The organism is Actinosynnema sp. NPDC023658, from assembly GCF_040639995.1.
In the GTDB taxonomy this organism is placed as follows: Bacteria; Actinomycetota; Actinomycetes; order Mycobacteriales; family Pseudonocardiaceae; genus Actinosynnema.
Window position 1 is genome coordinate 1 of record NZ_JBFAAX010000245.1, and the last position, 8,383, is coordinate 8,383.

Annotated in this window: 8 protein-coding genes; 6 read left to right on the forward strand and 2 right to left on the reverse strand. The window is 71.7% G+C overall.

Translation table 11 applies throughout. The annotated features are described in order from the left end of the window. The 4 genes from AB0G02_RS22345 to AB0G02_RS22360 form a co-directional block, all read left to right on the forward strand. The coding region (locus AB0G02_RS22345) for a phosphoglycerate kinase (RefSeq protein ID WP_360797403.1) at nt 1–1,129 on the forward strand (1,129 nt) is incomplete at its 5' end. Beyond that, nucleotides 1,129–1,917, forward strand: coding sequence for a triose-phosphate isomerase (gene tpiA, locus AB0G02_RS22350; protein WP_360797404.1), 789 nt, complete (start codon nt 1,129–1,131; stop codon nt 1,915–1,917). The genes AB0G02_RS22345 and tpiA, both read left to right, overlap by 1 nt. 90 nt (nt 1,918–2,007) lie before the next feature. Beyond that, nucleotides 2,008–2,241, forward strand: a complete 234-nt coding sequence (gene secG, locus AB0G02_RS22355) for a preprotein translocase subunit SecG (RefSeq protein ID WP_360797405.1) — start codon at nt 2,008–2,010, stop codon at nt 2,239–2,241. 74 nt (nt 2,242–2,315) lie between these two features. After that, nucleotides 2,316–2,660 (forward strand): RNA polymerase-binding protein RbpA, encoded by a 345-nt coding sequence (locus AB0G02_RS22360; protein ID WP_015103628.1) that lies wholly within the window; start codon nt 2,316–2,318, stop codon nt 2,658–2,660. 150 nt (nt 2,661–2,810) lie between these two features. Here the strand turns inward: AB0G02_RS22360 and AB0G02_RS22365 are convergent, their stop codons facing one another. Continuing rightward, complete coding sequence (locus AB0G02_RS22365; protein WP_360797406.1) at nt 2,811–3,587, reverse strand: hypothetical protein; 777 nt, start codon at nt 3,585–3,587, stop codon at nt 2,811–2,813. 185 nt (nt 3,588–3,772) lie between these two features. Between AB0G02_RS22365 and AB0G02_RS22370 the strand changes: the two genes are divergently transcribed. Together AB0G02_RS22370 and AB0G02_RS22375 are read left to right on the forward strand one after the other, a co-directional pair. Further along, entirely contained in the window at nt 3,773–4,642 is an 870-nt protein-coding gene (locus AB0G02_RS22370) for a hypothetical protein (RefSeq protein WP_360797407.1), read from the forward strand. Continuing rightward, a complete protein-coding gene (locus AB0G02_RS22375) occupies nt 4,639–6,609 on the forward strand; it encodes a protein kinase (protein ID WP_360797408.1) in 1,971 nt (656 codons plus the stop codon). The genes AB0G02_RS22370 and AB0G02_RS22375 overlap by 4 nt, the downstream gene beginning before the upstream one ends. A 312-nt stretch (nt 6,610–6,921) precedes the next feature. Here the strand turns inward: AB0G02_RS22375 and AB0G02_RS22380 are convergent, their stop codons facing one another. Then, entirely contained in the window at nt 6,922–8,070 is a 1,149-nt protein-coding gene (locus AB0G02_RS22380) for a histidine kinase (RefSeq protein ID WP_360797409.1), read from the reverse strand. Between the last annotated feature and the right edge of the window lie 313 nt (nt 8,071–8,383).

Below are 8,383 nucleotides of genomic sequence, written 5' to 3' on the forward strand. Positions count from 1 at the left end.
CTCGGGACGGCGCGTCCACCGCCGCCCCGACCTGAACGACCCCCACGACGGCGCCCGCATCACCGACGCCGGCCGCGTCCGCGCGACGGTCCCCACCATCACGGCGCTCGTGGACGCGGGCGCCCGCGTCCTGGTCGCCGCGCACCAGGGCCGCCCCAATGGCGAGCCCGACCCCAAGTTCTCCCTCGCCCCCGTCGCCGTGCGGCTCGGTGAGCTGCTCGGCCAGCCGGTCGAGATCGGCACCGAGGCGGCCGGCGACGGCACCGTGGTGCTGCTGGAGAACATCCGCTTCGACGCCCGCGAGACCAGCAAGGACGACGCCGAGCGCGCCGCCCTGGCCGACGAGCTGGCCGCCAAGGCCGACGCGTTCGTCTCCGACGGCTTCGGCGTCGTGCACCGCAAGCAGGCCTCCGTCTACGACGTGGCCCAGAAGCTCCCGCACTACGCGGGCGGCCTCGTGCTGGCCGAGGTCGAGGTGCTGCGCAAGCTCACCGACGACCTCCAGCGCCCGTACGTCGTGGTGCTCGGCGGCGCGAAGGTCTCCGACAAGCTCGGCGTCATCGCGAACCTGCTCACCAAGGTCGACCGGCTCCTCATCGGCGGCGGCATGGCCTACACCTTCCTCAAGGCCCAGGGCCACGAGGTCGGCGGCTCGCTGCTCCAGGAGGACCAGCTCGACCAGGTCCGCGGCTTCCTCACCGAAGCCGAGGAGCGCGGCGTGGAACTCGTCCTCCCCGTCGACGTGCTCGCCGCCGTCGACTTCGCGCCCGACGCCGCCTACGAGGTCGTGGCCACCGACGCCATCCCCGCCGACCGGCAGGGCCTGGACATCGGCCCCGCCACCCGCGAGCTGTTCGCGTCCAAGCTGGCCGACGCCCAGACCGTGTTCTGGAACGGCCCGATGGGCGTGTTCGAGTTCGAGGCCTTCTCCGGCGGCACCCGCGCGGTGGCCGAGGCGCTGGTCAAGAGCGACGCGTTCACCGTGGTCGGCGGCGGCGACTCGGCCGCGGCCGTGCGCGCCCTCGGCCTGCCCGAGGACGGGTTCTCGCACATCTCCACCGGCGGTGGGGCGTCCCTGGAGTACCTCGAGGGCAAGAAGCTGCCCGGCGTGTCTGTGTTGGAGGCGTGATGGCCCAGCGTCAGCCCCTCATCGCGGGCAACTGGAAGATGAACCTCAACCACCTCGAGGCCATCGCCCTGGTGCAGAAGATCGCCTTCTCCCTCCCGGAGAAGTACTTCGCCAAGGTCGAGGTGGCGGTCCTGCCGCCGTTCGTCGACATCCGCTCCATCCAGACCCTCGTCGACGGCGACAAGCTGCTGCTCAAGTACGGCGCGCAGGACCTGTCCCCGCACGACTCGGGCGCCTACACCGGCGACGTGTCCGGCCCGATGCTCGCCAAGCTCGGCTGCTCCTACGTCACCGTGGGCCACTCCGAGCGCCGCGAGTACCACGGCGAGGACGACGCCACGGTCAACAAGAAGGTCAAGGCGGCCCTCAAGCACGGCGTCACGCCCATCTTCTGCCTCGGTGAACAGGTCGACGTCCGCGAGGCCAACGGCCACGTCGAGCACTGCACCGCCCAGCTCGTCGCGGGCCTCAAGGGCCTCACCGCCGAGCAGGTGCGGGACGTGGTCATCGCCTACGAACCGGTGTGGGCGATCGGCACCGGCAAGGTCGCCTCGTCGGCCGACGCGCAGGAGGTGTGCGCCGCCCTCAGGGTCAAGCTCGCGGAGCTCTACGGCGAGGACGTCGCTTCGGCCGTTCGAGTGCTTTACGGCGGGTCCGTCAAGTCCGGCAACATCGCGGAGTTGATCTCCCAGAAGGACGTCGACGGGGCTCTTGTCGGTGGTGCGAGCCTGGATGCGGACGAGTTCGCCAAGCTGTGCGCCCTCGCCGCGGGTGGCCCTCTACCCTGAGCTGATTGACACGCACTCCCACCGCGGTGGTCCACGGTCGGCAGTCGACCGGGTACTCTGTGGCGTCACCTGCCTGACAGCGAGGAAGAAATGATCCTGTTCCTTCAGATCCTGTTGCTCATCTCCAGCGTGCTGCTGATCCTGCTCGTGCTGCTGCACCGCGGGCGTGGTGGCGGTCTGTCCTCGTTGTTCGGCGGCGGCATGCAGTCGAGCCTGTCCGGTTCCAGCGTGGTCGAGAAGAACCTCGACCGGCTGACGTTGTTCGTCGGCTCGGTCTGGGTGATCGCCATCGTGGGCATCGGGCTGCTGATGAAGGTCAACTGACACAGGTCGGCGGGCGCCGACGGCGTCGGCCGACGCGGACACAGGGAAACCACGTGGTGGGGGTGTGAGGGTCGATGGCTGGTGGTAACGCGATTCGCGGTACCCGCGTCGGCGCAGGCCCGATGGGCGAATCGGAGCGCGGCGAGTCCGCGCCCCGACGTCGGGTGTCGTACTGGTGCGCGAACGCGCACGAGTCTCGGCCGTCGTTCGCGGTCGAAGCCGAGATCCCGGAGAACTGGGACTGCCCCCGGTGCGGTCTTCCGGCGGGGCGCGACGAGCAGGCACCCCCTGCTCCGCCGCGCAACGAGCCGTACAAGACGCACCTGGCGTACGTGAAGGAGCGGCGCTCCGACGCGGACGGCGAGGCGATCCTCGAAGAGGCGCTCACCAAGCTGCGCAAGCAGCGCGAAGAGCCCTAGTCAGCTCGGACGAACCACACGACGGCCCCCGCGGGAACCCTGCGGGGGCCGTCGTGCACCTGCTCCAGTGCTCGTTCGGCGGTCGATGGGGTCAGGCCCGGCTGGACGGGGGTCAGGTCGGCCCGGCGGGGTCAGGACCGCTCGGCGGGGTCAGGCCTGCTTGGTGAACAGGCCCGCGAACTGGCGCCGGACCAGCACCGCACCCACCAGCAGGAAGAACACCAGCACCACCAGCGTGGACGTCGTGCCACCGGTCGAGCTGGTCAACGCCACGTCCACGCTGCCCACCAGCACCACACCGCAGTCCGCGCGGATCACGTGCCGACCCGGCTGGATCGTGGTGAACTCGACCCGCGTGCTGAACGTGCCCGCCCCGTCCGCCTTCGCCGTGCCGACGTCCTCACCCAGCGAACTCAGCCGCACCGACGACCCCGGGTCGCACCCCGTGCCGGTCGCCGTCAACGGGTCACCCGGCTGGATGTTGTCCTTGTCCAACGTCAGCGCACCGTCACCGTCGAACGGCGTCGTCGTGACCACCGCGGGCGGCGCCGAACTGGCGGACGTCGTCGTCGTGGTCGTCGTCGTAGTGGTGGTGGCCGTCGTAGTGGTGGTCGTGGTGACCTGAGGACGCGTGGTCGTCGCGACCACCGGGGGAGCGGTCGTCGTCGTCACCGGCGGCGCGGTGGTCGTCGTGACCGGCGGCGCCGTCACCGTGAAGCCGTCCGACGGGTTCGACGACGCCGCGCACAACGGCCGCACCGTCACCCGGTGACCACCCACGGCCGCACCCGACGGCACCGACCCCGACCCCGAACCGGCCCCGCGCCCCGCGTGCCTGCCGCCGCCGACCACCAGCCGACCGTCCCACAGGACCTGCACCCCGTAGTCCTGGCAGTCCGGATCCAGGTACACACCGGACCAGCTCACCGTGAACGAGGTCCCCACCGGACCCGAATCCGGGCTCACCGTCGCCACCGCCTGCTGCTGCGCCGATACCGGTGCCGCCACAAGCACCGTAACGCCACCCACCAGGGCACCGAGTAGAGCTAATGTTCCTGCCGATCGCATGCCGACTCCCGGACCAGTCCGCTACCCACCGATGAGGTGCCCTTGTGAGACGCATTATGAGCAGCGTCGGTTTACTGCTCCTGTGCGGGATCTTCCTCGGCGTCGCCCCCGCCCACGCCACCGGGGACACGGTCACCATCGACGCCACAGTGGACGGCACCCCGGTCGGTGACGACCGGCTGCTGCTGGACCCGTCCGGCTCCTCCCGCTTCCTCGTCACCGTCCACAACGGAACCGACACCGTCCGGCACGTCAAGACCATCCGCCTGTCCGGCACCGCGCTCGCGCTGACCTTCTTCTCCTACGACACGACCGTGCCGTTCGACGTGCCCGCCAAGCAGAGCGTCACCCGCGGCTTCGTCCTCGACCTCGGCCAGCTCGGCGCCCAGGCGACCGGCCTGCTGCCCACCGACCTCGAAGTGCTCGACACCAACCGCGACGTGATCGCCGCGATCGGCACCACCGGCGACGTCCGCGGATCCCTCTGGTCGGTGTACGGGGTGTTCGGGCTCGCCGTGTTCGGCCTGACCGTGCTGGCGTGGGCGGGAGCGCTCTTCGCCCTGGCCCGCCGCCGACTGCCCGCGAACCGGTGGCAACGCGCGATGCGGTTCCTGCCCGCCGGCGTCGGCACCGGACTCGTCGCCGTCATCTCCCTGTCCGTGCTGCGGGTCGTCGCACCGTCACCCGCCGCCGAGATCCCGTTCATCCTCGGCGCCGCGGCCGCCGCGTTCGCCCTGGGCTACCTCACCCCGCACCCGGACGCCGACGACCTGCCCCTCGGCCCCGGCGGCCACTCGACCACCGGTCGTTCCGCAACCGACCACTCCGCGACCACCCGCACCTCCGCAACGGTCCACGCCGACCCCGAGGCCACCCAGCGCATCACCCGACCGCTGCCCGGCGGTGCGGCGTGACGGTGTCGGCGAACGTCGTCGCGGCCCTGCCGCAGTACGACCTCGGCGCGGAAGTCGGACGCGGCGGCATGGGCGTCGTCTACGCCGCCGTGCACCGGCCGCTCGGACGTGCCGTCGCGGTCAAGCGCCTGCCCGGCGTGCTCGCCTCGGACGAGCGCATGAGCGCCCGGTTCGCGCACGAGGCGCGGCTGCTGGCGCGACTCGACCACCCGCACATCGTGCCCGTGTACGACTACGTCCAGGACCGCGGCGAGCACCTGCTGGTGATGGAGAAGCTCGACGGCGGCACGGTGTGGTCGAAGTTCACCGGCCCCGGCCTCACTCCGGCGCAGACGTGCGCCCTCGGGCTCGCCATGCTGTCCGGCCTGCACGCAGCCCACGGCGCCGGGGTGCTGCACCTCGACGTGAAGCCGAAGAACCTCCTGTTCACCGCGGGCGGGGTGCTCAAGGTCGCGGATTTCGGCATCTCGCAGGTCGTGAGCGAGGGTGCGACGCTCGTGACGCACGGCGGGCAGGTGCTCGGCACACCGGCCTACCTGTCGCCCGAACAGGCCCTGGGCAACCCCCTCAGCCCGGCCGCCGACGTCTACGGCGCCGCGACCGTGCTGTACGAGCTGCTCAGCGGCAGGCTGCCGTTCGACAGCGGCGGCGGCGCGCTGGCCATGATCCAACGGCACGTCTACCACCAACCCCGCCCGCTGGTCGAGGTGCCGAACCCCCTGGCCCGCGTGATCATGCGAGGGATCGAACGCGACCCCCGCGCCCGCTACCGCAACGCCGAGACCTTCGCCGTGGACCTGGCGACCGCCGCCGCCGAAACCTTCGGCCGCGACTGGCTGCTGCAACTGGACATCCCGGTCCACCTGACCCCACAGGTAGCCGCCGCCACCCGCCCCAGCACCGCCACCACCCTCTCCTCGTCCCCCACCCTCACCCAACCTCCGTTCCCGGGCCCACCCTCGGTCTCACCCCACGGCCCGGCCTCGCACTCCGCATCCAGCCATCCCTCGTGGCCCACCCCATCCGCGACCGGCGGCACCCCCTCCACCTCCCACGGCCCCCTGCCTACCTCCCCCACCTCTCACGGCGCGCTGCCGCCTGCTCCCACCTCTCCCGGCGCACTGACGTCCGCTTCCACTTCTCACGGCGCGCTGAACATCCCCGTACGCGCCACCCTCGTAGATCCCCCACCAACACCCGCCCAACTGGGCGCCCAAACTCTGGTCCCCGCGTCCCAACTTCTCTCCGAGCCCCAACCCCGCTCCGAACCGAAACCGGCCCGGTGGCCGGCCCTGGCGGCCGCGACGGCGGCAGCGCTGATGATCGCCGTGCCACTGGCCACCCCCGGCCGCGACCTACCGGTGCTCACGGCCGACCTGAGCAAACCCGTACCCGTGGGCACCGGCGACCCCGCAACGGCCCGACTCGCGATCACCGCGGCCGGCATCACGCTGGCCGACGTACCGGCCTCCACCAATCCCGCCGCCGCCTCGGACGCCACCACGCCGAACCCGGCCGACACGAACCCCAAACCGGGCGGCTCCGGCGATCCCGCCAACCCCGCCGCCTCCCCGTTGACGTTCGAGCTGCCGGGCGCGAGCCGCTGGGTCGTGGGCGGCGCGGCGGTGGCCACGGTGACGTCCGGCGGCCAGTCCGCCGACTACTCCCTCCAGCCACTCACCCACCCGCTGATCAGCATCATGGGCGCGGGGAGCGCGGTGCTGCTGCTGTTCACGCTCGCCTACCTCGAGTCGATCCTGCGATCCCTGCGGCGGCGTCAGGCGGGCACGGCGGCGGTCGTCGCGGCGGCTCCGTTGGGGTTCGGGCTCGGCGTGGCGGTGTGGCTCCTGCCGTCCGTGCTGCTGCGCCACACGCCCGACCTGTGGCCGGCGCTCGTGTGCGGCGGGCTGGGCGTGGTCGCGGCCGTCTGCACCGCTGCGGCTACCCGGCGGTCCGCTCTCCGCTGATCCTTCACCATCCGTGAGCTCCGCTGATCCCGCCGAACTCCGCTGATCCCGCTGGACTCCGCCGGGTCCGCTGGCCTGCGCTGGGCAGAGGGTGGTCCCAGAGGCTCAAGGGCTCAGGGGTGGTCCGAGGTGCGGTGGGAGGGACGGGTGGTGGAGGGATGAGCGGTCACTGACACGGGGTGGTGGGGGGTGAGGGGAGATGGGGGTGGTTGGTCGGCGGTCCTCGTTGTTTCAACCGACGTTTGACGGCCAGGATAACGGCGTTTCGGTTGATTGCGGGGGCACGATCACTCGATGGTGTGACGCGGGCGGTTAGGGTTGGAGGCCCCTGACCAGGGGGAACGTTACCCGCACGGCGTAGCCCCCGCCGTCCGTCGGGCCGGCTTGCAGTTCACCGTCCAGCAATGCCGCGCGCTCCCGCAGCCCCACCAGGCCGTGCCCGCCACTGGGCAGCGGCCCGCCGTCGAACGAGCCCTCCGGCGGGTCGTTGCGCACCTCCACCAGCAGCTGCTCGGCGTCGGCCACCACGAGCACCGACGTCGGCGCCCCGCCCGCGTGCTTGCGGACGTTCGTCAACGCCTCCTGCACCGTCCGGTACACCGCGCCGGACACCGGGGCCGGCAGGTCGGCCACCGGGCCCTGCACGGTCAACGTCGCGGGAATCCCGGCGGTGCTCACCAGTTGCGGCAGGTCTTCGACGCGCGGTTGTGGCGAGTCGTCGCCGCTAGTGGTCCGCAGCACGCTCACCAGCTGCCGCAGCTCGTCCAACGTCCGGGTGCTCAGCATCCGGATGGTCCCGGCGACCTGCTTGGCGTCCGGATCGGCCGCGGCCATCCGGAGGGCGCCCGCCTGCATCGCGATCAGGCTCACCTGGTGCGACACGACGTCGTGCATCTCGCGCGCCAGCCGCGCCCGCTCGTCCGCCCGCACGGCGTGCGAGTGCAGCAGCCGCTCCCGCTCGCGGCTCGCCGCCAGCTCCGCGATCCGCGCCGACAGCTCCTCCCGCGCGTGCGCGAGCAACCCGATGGCGATCGGCATCCCGGCGACGATGCACCCGTAGATGGCGTTGTGGACGTGCGTCTTCCACTCGGTCGTCACGAACTCGCCCGGCGGCCACGGGAAGAACCGGCTCAGCCACACCAGCGCCGCGGCGACGCACGTCTGCTTCGTCAGCAGCTTCTGCCGCGCCAACGTGCCCAGCGAGATCATCGCCGCCAGCTGCGCCCACCCGGCCAGGAACCCCGGCACGGTGATCAGCACGACCAGGAACGGAAAGCGCCGCCGCAACGCCACGGCCGCCACGGCGATGACTGACAGCACGTAGTTGTACGGCTCGGCCTCGGGCACGACCCGCAGCCACACGTCCAGCGCCGCGATGCCGACGGCCGCCGCGTCGAACCCCAGCTGCCGGTGCTCGCGCAGCCACCGCCCGAACGCCCCGAGGAGGGCAGCACGCCGCACCCGTTCGGTCGGGACGCCGTTGACCCGGCCGCTCGGCAGCCTTTCGACAGCGTTGCCGGCCAGGGTCCGACCTCCTGTGTCAGCTGTCCGCCGGTCCTCACCGTACTGCGCTGTCATCACGCTTGGCATGACCCGCCTTCCCGCCCCCGACGTCCCCGCTCGTCCTGCTCACCCTTCGAGATGCTGTGATTACCCGAACGGGACGTCCGGTGGCGCACAAAATTGCGAGCGCGAACGTCCGGTGAGCGGACATCGTGCGTGAACACCGCCGCCGAGTGCTGCACATCACGCCCCGAGACGCCGCTGCCGCCGT

Coding starts and splice junctions, on each gene's coding strand:
- tpiA (WP_360797404.1), top strand. CDS start 1,129: ATGGCCCAGCGTCAGCCCCTCATCGCGGGCAACTGGAAGATGAACCTC.
- secG (WP_360797405.1), top strand. CDS start 2,008: ATGATCCTGTTCCTTCAGATCCTGTTGCTCATCTCCAGCGTGCTGCTG.
- AB0G02_RS22360 (WP_015103628.1), top strand. CDS start 2,316: ATGGCTGGTGGTAACGCGATTCGCGGTACCCGCGTCGGCGCAGGCCCG.